The sequence below is a fragment of the Streptomyces sp. NPDC028305 genome (assembly GCF_055569495.1).
On the sequence record NZ_JBVHTN010000009.1, the window covers coordinates 431,299 to 448,906 of the forward strand.

14 protein-coding genes are annotated in these 17,608 nt (G+C 69.6%); 11 read left to right on the plus strand and 3 right to left on the minus strand.

Annotation, left to right across the window (positions count from 1 at the left end; translation table 11 throughout):
- Nucleotides 1-47: 47 nt before the first annotated feature.
- On the plus strand, nt 48-1,196 hold the full coding sequence (locus ACZ4WQ_RS37070) for an ROK family transcriptional regulator (RefSeq protein WP_311724184.1): 1,149 nt from the start codon (nt 48-50) through the stop codon (nt 1,194-1,196).
- Between the two features lie 109 nt (nt 1,197-1,305).
- Here ACZ4WQ_RS37070 and ACZ4WQ_RS37075 read toward each other — a convergent pair whose 3' ends face one another.
- On the minus strand, nt 1,306-3,123 hold the full coding sequence (locus ACZ4WQ_RS37075) for a coagulation factor 5/8 type domain-containing protein (RefSeq protein WP_468022739.1): 1,818 nt from the start codon (nt 3,121-3,123) through the stop codon (nt 1,306-1,308).
- Nucleotides 3,124-3,564: 441 nt separating this feature from the next.
- Here ACZ4WQ_RS37075 and ACZ4WQ_RS37080 point away from each other — a divergent pair, with 441 nt between their 5' ends.
- The 3 genes from ACZ4WQ_RS37080 (at nt 3,565) to ACZ4WQ_RS37090 (ending at nt 7,593) form a co-directional block, all read left to right on the plus strand.
- Complete coding sequence (locus ACZ4WQ_RS37080; RefSeq protein WP_468022740.1) at nt 3,565-4,653, plus strand: DUF1996 domain-containing protein; 1,089 nt, start codon at nt 3,565-3,567, stop codon at nt 4,651-4,653.
- A gap of 89 nt (nt 4,654-4,742) precedes the next feature.
- The gene (locus ACZ4WQ_RS37085) at nt 4,743-6,491 is read left to right on the plus strand and encodes a discoidin domain-containing protein (protein WP_468022741.1); all 1,749 of its coding nucleotides are present in this window, start codon (nt 4,743-4,745) and stop codon (nt 6,489-6,491) included.
- Between the two features lie 61 nt (nt 6,492-6,552).
- The gene (locus tag ACZ4WQ_RS37090; RefSeq protein WP_358842794.1) at nt 6,553-7,593 is read left to right on the plus strand and encodes a LacI family DNA-binding transcriptional regulator; all 1,041 of its coding nucleotides are present in this window, start codon (nt 6,553-6,555) and stop codon (nt 7,591-7,593) included.
- Nucleotides 7,594-7,596: 3 nt separating this feature from the next.
- Here the strand turns inward: ACZ4WQ_RS37090 and ACZ4WQ_RS37095 are convergent, their stop codons facing one another.
- Nucleotides 7,597-8,949: an ROK family transcriptional regulator gene (locus tag ACZ4WQ_RS37095; protein WP_468022742.1), complete on the minus strand. Its 1,353-nt coding sequence runs from the start codon at nt 8,947-8,949 to the stop codon at nt 7,597-7,599.
- 186 nt (nt 8,950-9,135) lie between these two features.
- Between ACZ4WQ_RS37095 and ACZ4WQ_RS37100 the strand changes: the two genes are divergently transcribed.
- From ACZ4WQ_RS37100 to ACZ4WQ_RS37125, 6 genes are all read left to right on the plus strand, one after another.
- Complete coding sequence (locus tag ACZ4WQ_RS37100; RefSeq protein WP_385338098.1) at nt 9,136-10,455, plus strand: ABC transporter substrate-binding protein; 1,320 nt, start codon at nt 9,136-9,138, stop codon at nt 10,453-10,455.
- A gap of 14 nt (nt 10,456-10,469) precedes the next feature.
- On the plus strand, nt 10,470-11,468 hold the full coding sequence (locus ACZ4WQ_RS37105) for a carbohydrate ABC transporter permease (protein ID WP_398375132.1): 999 nt from the start codon (nt 10,470-10,472) through the stop codon (nt 11,466-11,468).
- Nucleotides 11,461-12,333, plus strand: a complete 873-nt coding sequence (locus ACZ4WQ_RS37110) for a carbohydrate ABC transporter permease (RefSeq protein ID WP_311724130.1) — start codon at nt 11,461-11,463, stop codon at nt 12,331-12,333. Before ACZ4WQ_RS37105 ends, ACZ4WQ_RS37110 begins: the two co-directional genes overlap by 8 nt.
- Before the next feature lie 29 nt (nt 12,334-12,362).
- Nucleotides 12,363-13,733 carry a GH1 family beta-glucosidase gene (locus ACZ4WQ_RS37115; RefSeq protein WP_398375134.1) on the plus strand — a complete coding sequence of 457 codons (1,371 nt, stop codon included), beginning with the start codon at nt 12,363-12,365 and terminating at the stop codon, nt 13,731-13,733.
- A gap of 42 nt (nt 13,734-13,775) precedes the next feature.
- On the plus strand, nt 13,776-14,756 hold the full coding sequence (locus ACZ4WQ_RS37120; protein ID WP_398375136.1) for a threonine/serine dehydratase: 981 nt from the start codon (nt 13,776-13,778) through the stop codon (nt 14,754-14,756).
- Between the two features lie 260 nt (nt 14,757-15,016).
- Nucleotides 15,017-15,730 carry an ABC transporter permease gene (locus tag ACZ4WQ_RS37125; RefSeq protein ID WP_385338087.1) on the plus strand — a complete coding sequence of 238 codons (714 nt, stop codon included), beginning with the start codon at nt 15,017-15,019 and terminating at the stop codon, nt 15,728-15,730.
- Here the strand turns inward: ACZ4WQ_RS37125 and ACZ4WQ_RS37130 are convergent.
- Complete coding sequence (locus tag ACZ4WQ_RS37130) at nt 15,651-15,944, minus strand: hypothetical protein (RefSeq protein ID WP_398375229.1); 294 nt, start codon at nt 15,942-15,944, stop codon at nt 15,651-15,653. The genes ACZ4WQ_RS37125 and ACZ4WQ_RS37130 overlap by 80 nt on opposite strands.
- Nucleotides 15,945-16,137: 193 nt before the next feature.
- On the opposite strand from ACZ4WQ_RS37130, the gene ACZ4WQ_RS37135 reads away from it, so the two are divergent.
- Nucleotides 16,138-17,586 carry a 3-hydroxybutyrate oligomer hydrolase family protein gene (locus tag ACZ4WQ_RS37135; protein WP_398375138.1) on the plus strand — a complete coding sequence of 483 codons (1,449 nt, stop codon included), beginning with the start codon at nt 16,138-16,140 and terminating at the stop codon, nt 17,584-17,586.
- Nucleotides 17,587-17,608: the final 22 nt, after the last annotated feature.

The following is a 17,608-nucleotide window of genomic DNA, read 5'->3' on the forward strand; positions in this document are numbered from 1 at the left end:
CGAGAACCGAGAAGGCCGCCATTCGGCGCGGCACCAACCTGCCGCGCATGGGCGACTTCAATGAATCCGTGATTCTCGACGCCATCCGCCGCCACCCCACCGGCCTGAGCCGCGTGGAACTCGCACAGGCCACCGGCCTGTCCGCGCAGACCGTCTCGAACATCACCCGGCGGCTGCTCGACCAAGGTGTGGCCCGCGAATCGGGCAAGCACAACACAGGCAGCGGAAAGCCTCGCACACTTCTCGAAGCCGTCCCCACCTCCCGCTATGCCGTGGGAGTCCACCTCGACCCGGCCGTCATCAGCTGCGTCCTGGTGGACCTGCTCGGCACGGTCGTGGCCCAGCGCAGCCGGCGGACCCCGAGCGGCGGCGACACCGACGGGATCGTCGCCGACATGGCTGCCTCGGTAGGTGCGCTCGTGGCGGAAGCGTTGGTTGACACGGCAGCGGTCCTGGGTCTGGGCATCGCAGCGCCGGGGCCGATCGATGCGGCCGCCGGATGGGTCGTCGACCCGCCGGAACTGCGTGGCTGGGGCCGCTATCCGCTGCGCGACCGGCTCAGTGAGGCAACCGGATTTCCGGCCCTGCTCGACAAGGACGTCACGGCCGCCGTCGTCGCGGAGCGTTGGGCCGGGGCGGCAACCGACAGCCGCAACCTGCTCTTCTTCTACCTCGGCACCGGTTCCGGAATGGGGCTCGTGGTGGATGACACCGTGCTGCGAGGTGTGTCGGGGAACGCCGGCGAGGTCGGCGGACTGGGCGCGGCCTTTTCGACCCGGACGCTCGTCGACGAGGCCATCTCCCTGGGCGCGCTCGGAGCCGAGTTCACGGTCCGCGACCCGGCCGATGCCCAGCGCGGCCTGAAGCGGCTCGCGGAGCTCGCCGGCGAGGGGGAGGCGCAGGCGGACGGCATCATCGAGCGCCTGGGCATCCGCATCGGCCGAGGCGTGTGTGCGGCGGCGACACTCCTTGACGTCGGCACCATCGTCTTCGGCGGACCCACCTGGCAGTTGCTCGCGGACCGTCTGCTCACGACCATCGAACCGATGGTCGCCCAGTCCCCGTTCGTCAGGGCGACCCATCCGACGACGGTCCTCTCCACCACCCTGGGTGAGAACGTGGCCGCGGTGGGGGCGGCGTCCCTCGTCCTCGACCGGGCACTGTCCGCACAGCCAAGGTCCCTGCTGCTGGGCTGACTCCGCACCGTCGTCGCCGGGGGCCGGGCGGGTGCCGCGCCTCGTTCGGCTGGACGGTCCACCCGGACCCCCTGGCTCATCGGGGCCCCGGCTCGCGAGGAATCGCGGATCAGGGATATGACACCACGGTGGAGGGCACAGTGGAGGTGCCCGAGGTGGGGGAACCGGTGTCATTGATGACGCGTTCGTACTGGCCGTTGCCGCCGAGCGAGACGACCAGCAGATTGTGGAACTTCACCCCCGGCGCGTTCGGGGCGGCGAAGCCGTGGTGCTGCACGATGCTCGGGTCGACGTTGTAGTAGCAGTAGCTGCCGAGCCCCCATCCTTCGTGCGTGGTCACCGAGTCGGCCACCTTGTAGGCCGCGTAGCCCTTCAGGGAGCCGTTCTGGATGGCGGCCTGGTTCGGGGCGTCGTATGCCTTCTCGTTCTGGAAGAAGATGGTGCGGCCCCGCTGACCGAACCACTGCACGTCGTACTTGTTGAAGTGCTCCACGAACAGACCCGTGGCGAGGACGTCGTCACCGTTGACCCGGACTCCGTAGTCGGCGCGGTTGGTCTCCCAGCCGACGCCGTCTCCGTGGTCGGCGCGCCAGACCCAGGTGTGGTCGACGACGGTGTGACGGCTGTTGATCACCATGCTGGTGGTGGCCTTGCCGGGCCCCGCGCCACCGATGCGTATGAACACGTCCTGCACGGTGGTGGGGTTGGCCGAGTGGTCGGCCGAGGCCCCTTGCGGGCCGACTTCCAGCAGGGTGGCGGAGTTGACCGGTCCGGCGTCGATGAGGAAAGCGGCCAGCCGGACCCCGTCGACGTCGGCGACCTTCAGTGCGGTGACACCGTTGTCGGGGATGAGGGTGGCATAGCCGAGCCCGAGGACGACAGTGTTTGCCCGGTTCACCTGGATCGGCTGGTCGAGGTGGTAGATCCCCGGGGTGAGCAGCAGCTGGAGCCCCTGGGTGAGTGCTTCGTTGAGGGTGGCCGCGGTGACGCCGGGCTTGGCCACATAGAACTGCGACAGAGGCAGCGAGGTGCCTCTGGGGGTGCCGTTGCCCCAGGTGACCCCGCGGGCGTTGGTCCGCTTCTCGGGCAGGAAGACCCGGTATTCGGTGCCGTTGAGGTACAGGAATGGCTTCTCCCGGGAGATGGGGGTGGTGTCGATCGTGGTGTACGGCGGGTTCGGAAAGCTCTGCGCGGGCGCGCCCTCGACACCGGAGAACACCATGTTCCACACGGCGTTGAGCCAGCCGCCGACGGCGCTGTCGCGGGTGTACCACTGCTGCTGGGAGTACGGTCCCACCTGGCCGTCGATGCGGCTGTCCGCGATGTAACCGCCGCTCGCCCAGCCGTAGCCGTCGGGGGAGAGATTGAGGCCGCCGCGGACATGCATCCGCCGGAAGGGCGCGGCCTGCGCCACGGCCCAGCGGTTGGTGCCGTTGACCGGTACGAGCGCAAGGTTCTCCGCGGAACGCCAGAAGTTCTGCGTGGCATTGCCGTTGAACCACCCGGCGTCGACGGTGACATCACCGTTGATCGTCGTGTCGTCGGGGGACAGCCCCAGCCCCGCGATCGAGGTGTAGAAGCCGAGCTGGGCGTTGAGGCCCTGGTAGGTGCCGGGTTTGAACAGCAGGGCGTAGCGCCCGGTGCCGAACTGTGCCGACTCCTGCTTCTTGAACACCTCGTCCAGCTTGGCCTGGATGCCGGGCGTGGACGGGTCGAAGACGATGACGTTCGGACCGAGGTCGCCGCCGCCCGGCAGGGCGCGCGGGCTCCTGCCCCGGCCCGCGGGGGCGGCGGAGGCGGGAGCGGACAGGCCGACGAGGGCGGGGGCCGATGCGGCGGCGGCCGCAACGCCGAGGACCGCTCGACGGCCGACGGCGGGGCGGTCGGGGGCGCGGTCGGGGGAGGAATGCCTGGGGGAAGGCGTCATGGGGGCGACTCTCCTGGTTCAGTAAATGAACGAGATGGGGGGTGAGGGAGCGCTCTCTTGCCGTCGCATGCTTCATCCATGTGAACGACACGTCAAGAGTTGTGACCGTACTCCTTGTCCGTTGTTGCTCTTCGATCGCCAACTCCCGTGGTCGCTGGGGTGCTTTAGGCTCTCTTGGGTGGGATGCGGACGCCGGTGTCTGTGGTCGTTCTCTTCAAGAAGTAATAGAAGTTGGCGCTGATCCTCTTCGCTCGACGCCTTGACACTGTCGCGTCACCGCCGTGACACTCCCATCTCGGAGAGCGCTCTCCCACTCGTTGTCGCGGGCCTGTGACGGCCCGTCATACGGGCGGCCGGGCCCGCACCCCACGGCGCAGCGGATCCTCGCAGTGCCCGGCCGCCTGACCACTTTCGCCTTCTCTCCATGTGGCAGGAGTCTTCATGGCACGGAGATCGAAGATCGTCTCAGGAACCCTGATCGCAGGCGCGCTGCTGCTGACCTCGCTCGGGCTCGGTGGCATCGCGATGAGCGCCGAAGCGCCCCCGGCGCAGCCCGTGGGCGGCATCACGGCCGCCCACGCGGGGCACGCCATGGCGGCGCCGTCCACCTCCTCGCCCGAGGACCCGGACGGCGACGGCTACATTCCCGCGGACCCGCCGGTCACCGGCGTCACCCCGTCCACGAAGGAGCCGCCCCACCGCTACTTCCACGAGTTCCAGGCCAACTGCTCGGTGAGCCACACCAAGGCGGACGACCCCATCGTGTATCCGCGGCAGCCGGGCGCGTCCCATGACCACACCTTCATGGGCAACACCACCACCGACGCGGCCAGCACCACAGCCTCCCTCGACGCCGGCCGCACCACCTGCAAGGCGCCGGGGGACAAGTCGGGCTATTGGATGCCCACGCTCTTCCAGGGCGATCGGCCGGTGCTGCCGGTCGGCCCGCAGACCATCTACTACAAGGCCGGCGTGACCGACTACACCAGCGTGCGGCCGTTCCCCAAGGGGCTGCGGTTCGTGGTGGGCAACCCGATGCAGAGCGCCGAGGAGTTCCGCCGCCACCCCGGCTTCGTCGAGGGCTGGGAGTGCGGCGACAGCTTCTTCAACGTCGAGTTCCCCAAGGACTGCCCGAGCCGGCCGGACGTTCAGCTCAACATTCGGTTCCAGGCGCCCAGTTGCTGGGACGGCAAGTACCTGGACACGCCCGACCACCGCAGCCATATGGCGTACCCCGTGGTCAACCCCGGGACGAACAACAATGTGTGCCCCGCCGACCACCCGGTCGCGCTGCCGATGGTCGAGTTCAAGATGGCCTTCCCGGTCAACGGTGACCTCTCCCAGGTGAGGCTGGCCAGCGGCCCGAGCTGGTCGTTCCACTACGACTTCTTCAACGCCTGGGACGCGCGCACGCTCAAGGCGCTCGTCGACCACTGCGTCGTCGGGGCGCTCCAGTGCGACGCCCGCGGCTACGACCAGACCCACCCCGAGGCCGGGGCGGCCCTCAACGACCACTACGAACTGCCCTGAACCGTGGTCCGGCCGCCCGGGTGGACACCGGCGCGGCCGGGCCACTTCCGCTTCCCCCCACTTCCCCACACTCCGAAAGACACCCGACCATGACCCGGACCCGTACCGTTCCACGCCGCATCGCGGCGCCCCTCACCGCCGGCCTGCTGGCTGCCGGCGCCCTCGCGCTGCCCGGCCAGCAGGCACACGCCGCCGGAAGCGTCGTCAAGGTCGCCGGAGCCCCCGGTGACTGGCGGCTGACCGTGGACGGCCAGCCGTATCAGATCAAGGGCCTCACCTGGGGCCCCGCCATCGCGGACGCCGACCGTTACCTGCCCGACCTGCGGTCGATGGGCGTCAACACCATCCGCACCTGGGGCACCGACGCCACCAGCAAACCCCTTTTCGACTCCGCGGCCGCCCACGGCATCAAGGTGATCGCCGGTTTCTGGCTACAACCCGGCGGCGGGCCGGGCAGCGGCGGCTGTGTGAACTACCGGACGGACACCGCCTACAAGGACCAGATGCTCGCCGAGTTCCCCACGTGGGTCTCCGCCTACAAGGACCACCCGGGCGTGCTGATGTGGAACGTCGGTAACGAGTCGGTACTCGGCCTTCAGAACTGCTACACCGGCGATGAGCTGGAACGACAGCGTGACGCCTACACCACGTTCGTCAACGACATCGCCAAGAAGATCCATGGCATCGACCCCGACCACCCGGTCACCTCCACCGACGCGTGGACCGGCGCCTGGCCGTACTACCGGAAGAACGCCCCCGACCTCGACCTGTACGCCGTCAACTCCTACAACGCCGTCTGCGACATCAAGGCCACCTGGGAACAGGGCGGCTACACCAAGCCGTACATCGTGACCGAGACCGGCCCCGCGGGGGAGTGGGAGGTCCCCGACGACCCCAACGGCGTGCCACAGGAGCCCACCGACCGGGCCAAGGCCGAGGGCTACGCCAAGGCGTGGAACTGCGTCACCGGCCACAAGGGCGTCGCGCTCGGCGCCACGATGTTCCACTACGGCACCGAGGACGACTTCGGCGGCGTCTGGTTCAACCTGCTGCCCGCCGGACAGAAGCGGCTGTCGTACTACGCGGTGAAGAACGCGTACGGCGCGGACACCTCGCGCGACAACACACCACCGGTCCTCTCCGGACTGGCCGTGGACGGCGATGCCACCAAGGTGGAGGCAGGCCGCCCCCTGACCCTTACGGCCAAGGCCACCGACCCCGACGGCGACGCCATCTCCTACCAGGTGCTGGGCAGCAGCATGTACATCGACAAGGGCAAGAAGCTCACCCCGCTGCCCGCCACCGACCTCGGCGGCGGCCGGCTGAGGGTCACCGCGCCGGACCGGCTCGGCGTGTGGAAGGTCTATGTCAAGGCCACCGACGGCAAGGGCAACGTCGGCATCGAGACCCGTTCCGTACGGATCGTCCCACCCGCCGTGAACGGCACCAATGTGGCCCTCGGCAAGTCGGCCACCGCCTCCTCCCACCAGACGGGCGGCGGCGACTGCCCCTGCACCGCCGCCAACGCCGTGGACGGCAAGATGGACACCCGATGGGCCGGCGACTGGAGCGATCCGCAGTGGCTCCAGGTGGACCTCGGGGCGTCCACCGCCTTCACTCACGTGCAGCTGGCCTGGGAGGCCGCGTACGCCAAGGCGTACACGATCCAGACCTCCGATGACGGCCAGAGTTGGCGGACCGTCCGTGAGGTGACCGACGGCAACGGCGGCGTCGACGACTTCGACGTCTCGGGCACTGGCCGCTACGTCCGTGTCCATGGCACGGCCCGCGGCACCGGCTACGGCTACTCGCTCTACGAGTTCGGCGTCTACCGCTGACCCGTGGCGGGGCGGGAGAGCGCTCTATGACGGCAGAGCGCGCTGCCATTAGGGTGCGGGCATGAACCGACAGGCCCCGACCTTGGAGGATGTCGCCCGGGAGGCCGGTGTCTCCCGGGCGACCGTCTCCCGGGTCGTCAATGGTGTCCGCAATGTGGATCCGGCCATCCAGGACCTGGTGCGCCTCGCGATCGAGAGGACCGGATACACGCCCAACCGGGCGGCCAGATCGCTGGTGACCCGGCGAACCGGGACCGTTGCGCTCGTTGTCTCCGGGGTCGGCGAGTCCTCGGAGAAGGAGCAGAACGCTTTCGCCGCGCGGGTGTTCACCGACCCGTTCTTCGGCCGGGTGGTCGGTGGGGTGGTCGGATTTCTGCGGCCTCGCTCGATGCACCCGGTGCTGATGTTCGCCGAGTCCTCCGAGGCCAGGCAGGAGGTGCTGAGGTATCTGCGGCAGGGGAACGCGGACGGCGCCCTCGTGGTGTCCACCCATTCCGGCGATCCGCTGCCCACGCTGCTGGCCGAGGCCGGACTGCCCGCCGTGCTGTTCGCCCGGCCCGTGCGGCCGGTCGCGCTCAGCCATGTGGACCTTGCGCACTGGGATGGCGGCCGCCTCGCGGCCGAGCGTCTGCTGGCCCGGGGGTGCCGGAGGGTGGCCACCGTGTCGGGGCCGTCGACCGTGTCCGCCAGTCAGGAGCGGCTCGCGGGGTTTCGCGACACCATGGCCCGCGGGGGCCATCCGTACGTTCCGGTGGCCGAGGGGGGCTTCACACTGGACAGCGGGGTGACGGCGATGACGGCACTGCTCGCCGAACATCCCGATGTGGACGGGGTGTTCGCTGCCAACGACCTGATGGCGCAGGGGGTCTGCCAGGTGCTGAGGGAACGCGGCCGACGGGTGCCGGACGATGTCGCGGTCATCGGTTTCGACGACTCCAGCGTGGCCACCACCTGCCGGCCGCCGCTGACCTCGGTGCGCCAGCCGGTGGAGGACATGGCGGCGACCATGGCCCGGCTGCTCGACGAACACGTGCGGGGCATGCGCACCGAGCCGACCTCGGTCCTCTTCGAACCGGAGCTGGTGATACGGGAGTCGGCGTAGCCCTCACACCAGTCGCGTGCCAAGGCTGGTGCGCCACCCGGGGGCCGGCTCCGGCACGGGGGGCGCGGGCAGGCGGCGCCCGCCGCGTGCGAAGAAGTCGGCGAGCGGCAGGGTCGCGGCGCCGACGGTCACCGCGTCAGGCCCCAGCGCGCCCAAGTCGATGCCGACACGTCCGGAGGGGTACGGCAGCGCGTAGGACAGCGCGTGGCGGCGCACCGACTCCAGGAAACGCGAGCCGAGCTGGAGACCGGCCCAGCCGCCGACGAGGATGCGCTCGGGCTGGAAGAGATTGATCAGGTCGGACAGCCCCGCGCCCAGGTACTCCGCGGTCTCGTCGAGGACGGCGGCCGCCACCGGGTCCGGGGCGCCACCGTCAGCTCCGGCCGTGGGATTGGCGCCGTCCGTGGGACCGGCGCCGTCCGGGGGGTAGGCGCTGGCCAGCATCGCCGTCAGGGCGGTCTCCTCGTCGGTGTCGGGCGGCGGCTGCCCGCCCGCCTCCTGCCAGCGTTCGAGCAGTGCTTCCGCGCCCGCGTAGGCTTCCAGACAGCCCAGCGCCCCGCAGCGGCACCGCCGGCCCCGCACCCGCACGGTGAGGTGGCCCCACTCCACCGCCCGGCCGTGCTCGACGTCATCGGTGACGACGCAGGCGCCGACGCCCGATCCGAAGAGGACGACCACCGCGCTGCGCGCACCGCGCCCGGCGCCGAACCACATCTCGGCCTGGCCCAGCGTCTTGGCGCCGTTCTCGATGAAGTAGGGCACCTGTTGGGGGAGATGGCCAGGGCGGCGCAGCATCCGTTCCAGCGGGACCGCTTCCCAGCCGATCGGGGTGCAGTGCACCACCGCGCCGTCCTCCTCGGAGTGTTCGATGATTCCGGGGGTGCCGATGCCGACACCGAGGATCTGCCCGGGGGTGAGCCTGGCAGTGTTCAGGACCTCGGTGATGCCGTCTCGGATGTGGCCCGCGATCAGTTCGCTGTCGTAGCGGTCCGGGCGGGCGGTCCCGCGCGTGGGCAATGGCCGTTCCGCGCGGCCCTGTTCGGCCAGCGACAGATCGAACAGCTCGACGCGGACCCGGGTCTCGCCGACGTCCACCCCGATCAAATGGCCGCTGCGCGGGGCGATGCGCAGCAGCGTGCGGGGGCGGCCGCCGTCGGAGTCGACGCTTCCGGCCTCCTCCACCAGCCCCTCGGTGAGCAGTTCGGTGACCACATTGCTGATGGAGCCCGAACTCAGCCCGGTCGCGGGGGCAAGCGAGAGGCGGCTCATCGGCCCGTCGAAGAACAACCGGCGCAGCACGGCGGTGCGGTTCTCCCGCCGCAGGTCACGCACCGTGCGGCTGTTGTGTGCAGCCACCTGACCTCCTCAAGTCCCGGCTCCGCGTAACAAGATACCTACTGCCGGATCTCTTGACGCGCCTATCTCTTGAGGTTTAACTCACGTCGTAAATTAAGCCATGAGAGGCTTCGGGAGTTGAACGCACATCGACGTGCCCGGGCCCTCTTCGGCGTACTCGACTCCCGGAAAGGGACACCTGGAGCCATGCGCAGCATCCGAGCCGCGGCCATCGGCGCCGTCACCTTGTCACTCGCCATTGCCGCCACGGCCTGCGGAGGCGGTTCGTCCACGGCCGGAAACGGGTCCAACGACTCGCCGAAGACGCTCACGTACTGGGCCTCCAACCAGGGCGCGAGCATCAACGTGGACAAGAAGGTCCTCCAGCCCGAACTCGACAAGTTCAAAGAGCAGACCGGGATCACCGTCAAGCTGGAGGTGGTGCCCTGGTCGGAGCTGCTGAACCGGATCCTCACCGCGACCACCTCCGGCCAGGGCCCCGACGTGCTGAACATCGGCAACACCTGGAGCGCCTCACTCCAGGCATCCGGGGCCCTGCTGCCATGGGACGCCGAGAACTTCCGCACGATCGGTGGCAAGGACCGCTTCGTGGACTCGGCCCTCGGCTCGACGGGAGCGCAGGGCAAGGACCCGGCCGCCGTACCGCTGTACTCGATGGCGTACGCGCTCTACTACAACAAGAAGATCTTCGCCGACGCGGGCATCGCCAAGCCGCCTGCCACCTGGGACGAGCTGGTCGCGGACGCCAAGAAGATCAAGCAGCACGGCGCGGCGGCGCTGGGCGCCGAGGGGGCGAACCTGTCGGAGAACATCCACCACGCCTTCGTCTTCGCCAAGCAGCACGGCGCTGACTTCTTCACCGCCGACGGCAAGCCGGACTTCACCTCGGACGGCGCGGTCGCCGCGGTCAAGCAGTACGTCGACCTGATGGCCAAGGACAAGGCCATCCCGCCGGGCAACGCCGAATACGCCCAGAACCAGTCCCTGAGCGACTTCGCCAAGGGCAAGACCGCGATGGTGCTGTGGCAGACGGCCTCCGCCACCTTCAAATCGCTGGGCATGAAGGACGACGAGTGGGGCGTGGCCCCGGCGCCCACCCCCTCCGGCACCCCCGGCACCGGCACCTCCGTCAACTCGATGGTCGCCGGCATCAACATGGCCGTCTTCAAGAACACCGACAACCACGACGGCGCACTGAAGTTCGTGAAGTTCATGACCAGCGACGCCGAGCAGAAGATCCTCAACACGGCGTACGGCTCCATCCCGCCGGTCAAGGCCGCCCAGTCCGACCCCGCGTTCAACACCCAGGCCACGACCGTCCTGCGCGACACCCTCGCCAAGAGCGCCGAGGCGCTGCCGCAGGTCCCCCAGGAGTCCCAGTTCGAGACGGCGGTGGGCACAGCCGTCAAGGAGCTGTTCGCCGACGCCGCCGCCGGGCGCGCCGTGACCACAGAGTCGGTGAAGGCACGGCTCCACAAGGCCCAGCAGCAGATGCCGGCGAAGTGACCGCGGACATCCCCATGACCACCACGACCGCCACCGCACAGGTCGACCAGCAGGCGGCGCCGGGGACATCCCCCGGTGCGGCGCGAGGCCCGCGCCGCACCGGGCGGATCCGCCGCATCGCACTGCCGTATCTGCTGCTCCTGCCGGCCCTGCTGCTGGAACTCCTGGTCCATCTGGTGCCGATGGCGATCGGCATCCTGATGAGCTTCAAGGAGCTCACCCAGTTCTTCATCCGCGACTGGACCACCGCCCCCTGGTCCGGCTTCGACAACTACCAGCTCTCGGTGGACTTCGACGCGCCGGTCGGCGAGGCGCTGCTCCACTCGTTCCTGGTCACCTGCGGATTCACCCTGCTGTCGGTCGGACTGTGCTGGCTGCTCGGCACCGCCACCGCCATCTTCCTCCAGGACACCTTCCGCGGCCGCGGCCTCCTGCGCACCCTGTTCCTCATCCCGTACGCGCTCCCCGTATACACCGCCGTCATCACCTGGGCGTTCATGTTCCAGCACGACAACGGCCTGGTGAACCACGTCCTGCACGACCAGCTCGGCCTCGCCGACAAGCCCTCCTTCTGGCTCATCGGCGACAACAGCTTCATCGCGCTGCTGACCGTGTCGGTGTGGAAGGGCTGGCCGTTCGCGTTTCTCATCGTCATGGCCGGCCTCCAGAACATCCCCCGGGAGCTCTACGAGGCGGCAGCTCTCGACGGTTCGGGTATGTGGCAGCAGATCCGCCACATCACCCTGCCCTCGCTGCGTCCGGTCAACCAGGTGTTGGTGCTGGTCCTGTTCCTGTGGACGTTCAACGACTTCAACACGCCGTTCGCGCTGTTCGGCAAGGCGGCGCCGGAGGCCGCGGACCTCATCTCGATCCACATCTACCAGTCGTCGTTCGTCACCTGGAACTTCGGCACCGGCTCCGCCATGTCCGTCCTCCTGCTGCTCTTCCTTCTCGTGGTGACGGGCGTCTACCTGCTGCTGACCTCCCGACGAAGGAAGACGGCCGATGTCTAGCGCCACATCCAAGCCCCGCTCACCGATGGCCGCCCCGAGGTCCTTCCTCTGGGCCCGCCGGATCTTCCTCACCCTGCTCACCGGCTTCGTCCTGGTGCCGGTGTACGTGATGATCTCCAGCTCCCTGAAGCCGCTCCAGGACGTGTCGGGGACATTCCGCTGGCTCCCCAGCGGGCTGACCATCCGCCCCTACATCGACATCTGGTCGACCGTCCCGCTCGCCGACTACTTCGTGAACTCGGCCATCGTGGCGAGCGCGGCCACGGTCTGCTCGGTGGTGATCGCGGTCTTCGCCGCCTACGCGGTCAGCCGCTACCGCTTCCGGGGCAGGCGCGTGTTCACCGTCACCGTGCTCTCCACACAGATGCTCCCCGGCATCCTCTTCCTGCTGCCCCTGTTCCTCATCTACGTCAGCATCGGCAACACCACCGGCATCGCCCTCTTCGGCTCCCGCGGCGGCCTCATCCTCACCTATCTCACCTTCTCGCTGCCGTTCTCGATCTGGATGCTCATCGGGTACTTCGACTCGGTCCCGCGCGACCTGGACGAGGCCGCGCTGGTGGACGGCTGCGGCCCCCTCGGCGCGCTGCTGCGGGTCGTCGTCCCGGCCGCGACCCCCGGCATCGTCGCCGTGGCCGTCTACGCCTTCATGACCGCCTGGGGCGAGGTGCTCTTCGCATCCGTGATGACGAACGACACCACCCGCACCCTCGCCATCGGCCTCCAGGGCTACGCCAGCCAGAACGACGTCTACTGGAACCAGATCATGGCCGCCTCCCTCGTGGTGAGCGTCCCCGTGGTCGCCGGATTCCTCCTGCTACAGCGCTATCTCGTCGCCGGACTCACCGCCGGAGCCGTGAAGTGACCGGCCATCCCCTCTCCGAAAGGACGTACGTGTCCGAACTCCTGGACCTCACCGCCCTCCCGCACGACTTCCTCTGGGGCACGGCCACCTCGGCCTACCAGATCGAGGGAGCCGTCGCCGAGGACGGGCGGTCGCCCTCGATCTGGGACACCTTCTCGCACACCCCCGGCAGGATCGCGGGCGACGACCACGGCGACGTGGCCTGCGACCACTACCACCGCTGGCGCGAGGACATCGGCCTGATGAAGCAGCTGGGCACCAACGCCTACCGGCTGTCCATCGCCTGGCCACGGGTGATGCCGGGCGGCGACGGGCCGGTCAACGCCAAGGGACTGGCCTTCTACGACGAGCTGATCGACGGTCTGCTGGAAGCGGGCATCACCCCCTCCGTCACCCTGTACCACTGGGACCTTCCGCAGGTGCTCCAGGACCGGGGCGGTTGGCCCGTGCGCGACACCGCGGAGCACTTCGCCGCGTACGCCTCGGCGACGGCCGGCCGCCTCGGCGACCGGGTCCACCACTGGACCACGCTCAACGAACCGCTGTGCTCGGCCTGGATCGGCCACCTCGACGGCGTGATGGCGCCCGGCCTTACGGATCTGACCGCAGCCGTCCGCGCCTCGTACCATCTGCTGCTCGGCCACGGCCTCGCCACCCAGGCGATCCGGGCCGCCGCACCGGGCGCCGAGGTCGGAATCGTCAACAACCTCTCCACCGTTCACGCCGCCACCGACCGGCCCGAGGACTTGGCGGCCGCGCGGCGCCTGGACGGCCACACCAACCGCTGGTGGCTGGACCCCGTCCACGGCCGCGGTTTCCCCGCGGACATGCGCGAGGTGTACGGGGTGGAACTGCCGGAACAACCCGGCGACCTGGAGACCATCGCCGCGCCCCTGGACTGGCTGGGCCTGAACTACTACTTCCCGGTCACTGTCACCGACGCCCCCACCGCCCCGGCCCCCCACGCCCACGGCATCCGCCGCCCGGACGTGCCCCGCACCGGCATGGACTGGGAGATCGACCCCACCGGCATCGAAACCCTCCTGCTGCGTCTGACCGACGAATACGGCGCCCGCAAGCTGTACGTCACCGAGAACGGCTCCTCCTACCCCGACGTCATACGCCCGGACGGCACCGTCGACGACCCCGAGCGCCAGGACTACCTCATCCAACACCTCGTGGCCTGCGCCTCGGCAGCCCGCAAGGGCGCCCCGCTCGCCGGCTACTTCGCCTGGTCGCTGCTCGACAACTTCGAGTGGGCCTACGGATACGACAAGCGCTTCGGGCTCGTCCACGTCGACTACCGCACCCAGGCCCGCACCATCAAGGGGACCGGCCACCGCTACGCGGAGATCATCCGCGGCCATCGTGACCAGGCCCGCCCCGACCCGGGCGCTTGATCAACGCATCGAACATGGCCGGCGGCGCTACGCTGCTGTGCCATGCAGGAGACACGCCTCGACACTGCTCGGATCCGGGCGGCTCGCCGGGTGATCGACCCGATTTTTCTCGACACCCCGCTGTACCGCTGCGAGGCGTTGGAGCCAGCCCTCGGGTGCACGGTGAGCATCAAGCTCGAAACGGCGAACCCGGTCCGCAGCTTCAAGGCCCGCGGCACCGAGGTGGTCGCGAGCCTGCTCGCCGACCATGGCTCGCGAGCCGTGGTGTGCGCCAGCGCGGGCAACCTCGGCCAGGCCCTCGCCTGGTCCGGTCGCGGCCGGGGGCTCGACGTCACCGTCGTGGCATCCCGCTTCGCGACGGTGGCCAAGCTTGACCGCATCCGCGCACTGGGCGCCAGGCTGGAACTGGTGGACGGCGACCACGAGATGGCGCGCGAGCGGGCCGCGGCCATCGCGCGCCGCGACGGCATCCGGCTGGTCGAGGACAGCCTGGACCTCGAGACCTGCGAGGGCGCGGCGACCATCGGCCTGGAGCTGGTGGACGCCGCGCCGTCGTTCGACGCCGTGCTGATCGCTCTCGGCGGCGGGGCACTGGCCACCGGCGTGGGTCATGTGGTGAAGGCCATGGCGCCCGAAGCCGAGGTGATCTGCGTCCAGCCGCTGGGCGCACCGGCGATGACACACTCGTGGCGCTGGCGGCGCGTCGTCACCACCGACTCGACCGACACCATCGCCGACGGCGTCGCCGGCCGGTGTCCCATCCCGGCCGTCCTGGACGACCTCCTGCTGGTCGCCGACGACGCCGTCCTGGTCCAGGAGGCGTCGATCATCGCCGGTATGCGGATGCTCCTCGACCACGCCGGCCTGGTCGTCGAGCCGTCGGCCGCGCTCGGCATCGCGGCGATCCTCGAAGACCGCGACCGCTTCGCCGGCCGACACGTGGTCACCATCGTGTGCGGCAGCAACGTCGACGTGGATGCCTATCACCGCTGGGTCGGTGCGGCTCCCGTCCATAGGCCTTGACGATGACTCGTTCGGCGCGGCCGCATACCTCCACCGCCTTGGCGATCGCGGCCCGGGGCTGACACACGATCAGGCGCCCGACACCCTCCCCTCGGGATGCCGACACCTGTCGGGGCAACGCGCGATCCGCCGTTCCTGGTCGACGCAGTCCCACCACACCCGCCGGCGCGTGGTTTGCCCCCGGCGGCTGGCCCGCTGTTTGGCACAGAGCCGTAGTGCCGCGCTCTCCCGACGCACAGGGGGTCCGCTGAGCGGGACGAGTGGCTTCGCCCTCCGTATCCGAATGGGCAAGGTACCGCTCACCATCCGCCGTACTCAGTACGTATCCCGCATGGGACCGCACGCAGTACCCACCGTTCGTCGCCCGACGGGTCCTTCGTGGACTGGCCGTCCTGTTCGTCCTGTCGGTCGTCGCGTTCGGGCTCGTCCGGCTGCTTCCGGGTAATCCGGCGGACGTTTTGGCCGGACCGTACTCCGACGCGGCGACCCGGGCACGGCTGGCGGAGGATCTCGGACTCAACCAACCGGTCACCGAGCAGTACCTGCTGTGGCTCGGCAGGCTGCTCCACGGTGACTTCGGTCTCTCGGTCTACAACGGTATGCCGGTCCTCGAGCTCATCAAGGAACGACTCCCGAACACCTTGGAGCTGGCCCTGGCCGCCACGGTGGTGTCGGTCCTGTGGGGCGTGCCGCGACCTGTCGGCGGCGACCGACACGAGTCTGACCACGGTGCGCCGCAGGCTGCAATCTCTGCTGACGTCCCGGCTGAGCCTGCGCTGCGATCTGGCCCGGCCGCTGTCGGGATGGCCGCTGTCCGCCGTCTACTTCGCATCGGTCCCGGGCCAGCACGTGGAGGGGATGAGCCGGGTACTGTCCGAGGTGCGGGAGGTCTGCTCATGCGCGATCACGGCCGGCCCGCACAATCTGGTGATCGACGTCTGGTTGCGGGACCTGCGCGACGTGCACGCCTTTGAGGCCCACCTGTCGCGCAAGCTGCCGCGCCTCACCGTGTCGGACCGCTCGGTGGTACTGCGGGCGGTCAAGCACATGGGGCGTCTGCTCGACCACCACGGCCGCTGCATCGGAGTCGTACCGCTCGGGCACCCGCAGGAACCTCGACCGGCCGCTGGAGCGCCGGCCATCCGGGTCGCCGGTGGCGAGACGCAGGTCGAGGTACCTGCCGGACACGCGCCCGCCGCGGTCACCATGGACGCCCCGGACGCGGACCTGGAGGCCGGTCACGTCCCTCGCGGCGCGAGCCCAGGAGGTGGAGTTCCGAACCACTGTGAGGAGATGGATGGTGGTCGGCAGACCTATGTACCGGGGCACGTCGGGCCTCATAGCCTCGCGCGCATCGTTGCACACTCTCGGAGGCACACCGATGCGTCTCTCTCCAAGCTCCACACCATGTATCCGGCGACGGAGTGTTCCGACAGCCCTCGCCCTGGCCGCTCTCCTGCTCGCCCCCACGGCGGCCACGGCCGCACCAGGAAACCCGGGCGCTCACTGCGCGCACCTGGCGAAGATACGCGTACCGGGTGCCGAGCGTCAGCAGTCGGCTTGCCTGGATGAGCTGACGACTGCGGGCACGGTTGCCTCGGGACACACCGACCCGGCCGACTGGGCCGGGCTGACACCGGAGCGTCTGGCCGTCCCCAGCGGCGTCCCCGGCGTTCAGATCGACGGCTACTTCCCCGACACCTCCACGACCAACACCAACCACGGCTGGAGGCACGACGCCCAGTTTGTCATCCGCCTGCCCGACGTCTGGAACGGCGGTCTGGTGGTCACCGGCACCCCCGGCAACCGTGAGCAGTACGCCAACGACCGGGCCATCGCCGACTGGGTGCTCTCCCGCGGCTACGCCTACGCCGCCACCGACAAGGGGAACACGGGCCCCGCCTTCTACCGGGACGGGAAGGCACCGGGCGACGCCATAGCCGAATGGAACGACCGCCTCACCCAGCTCACCCGGGTCGCCCGTGCCACGGTCACCCAGCGCTACCACCGCCCGCCCTCCCGCACCCTGGTGACGGGCATGTCCAACGGCGGGTACCTGGTGCGCTGGCAGCTGGAGAACCACCCCGAACTCTACGACGGGGGAGTCGACTGGGAGGGCACCTTGTGGCGCTCCGACGGACCCAACCTGCTGGGCTTCCTGCCCAAGGCGCTGCGCCACTACCCCGTGTACGCCGCCGGGGGCGAGGGCGCCCGGCAGGCGCGAGAAGCCCTGCACGCCGCAGGGTTCCCGGCCGGGTCGGAGTTCCTCTGGCCCTACTACTACCAGTTCTACTGGGATCTGACCCAGCGCATCTACCGCGAGGAAATCGACCCCGGCTTCGACGGGGCGGCCGAGGCGGGTACCCCGTACTGCCCGACGGGGACTCCGGCCTGCGACACCGACTACGACTACGCGGCGCGTCCGGACGAGGTCAGGCAGGCCGTGGAGAAAATCGCACTCACCGGGAGGATCGGCAGGCCGCTGATCACCGTGCAGGGCACGCTGGACGTTCTGCTGCCGATCAGCCAGGACTCCGATGTCTACGCCCGCATGGTGCGCGAGGCCGGCCGCGGCCACCTGTACCGCTACTACCGCATCGAGGGCGGCACCCACACCGACTCCTTGGTCGACATGTTCCCGGACCGGCTCCGTCCCCTCACCCCGTGCCACCGAACGGCGTTCACGGCGCTCGAGAGCTGGCTCACCGCAGGCCATCGACCGCCCTCTTCCCGGACCGTCGGCCTGCCCGCCGGGGCGGACGCCGCGACCCTCCTGAACACCTGCTCGCTGGACGGGCGGGACCACACTCGTTCCCCGTCCCCTTCCTGATCGGCCGTCCGCCGCCGGGACG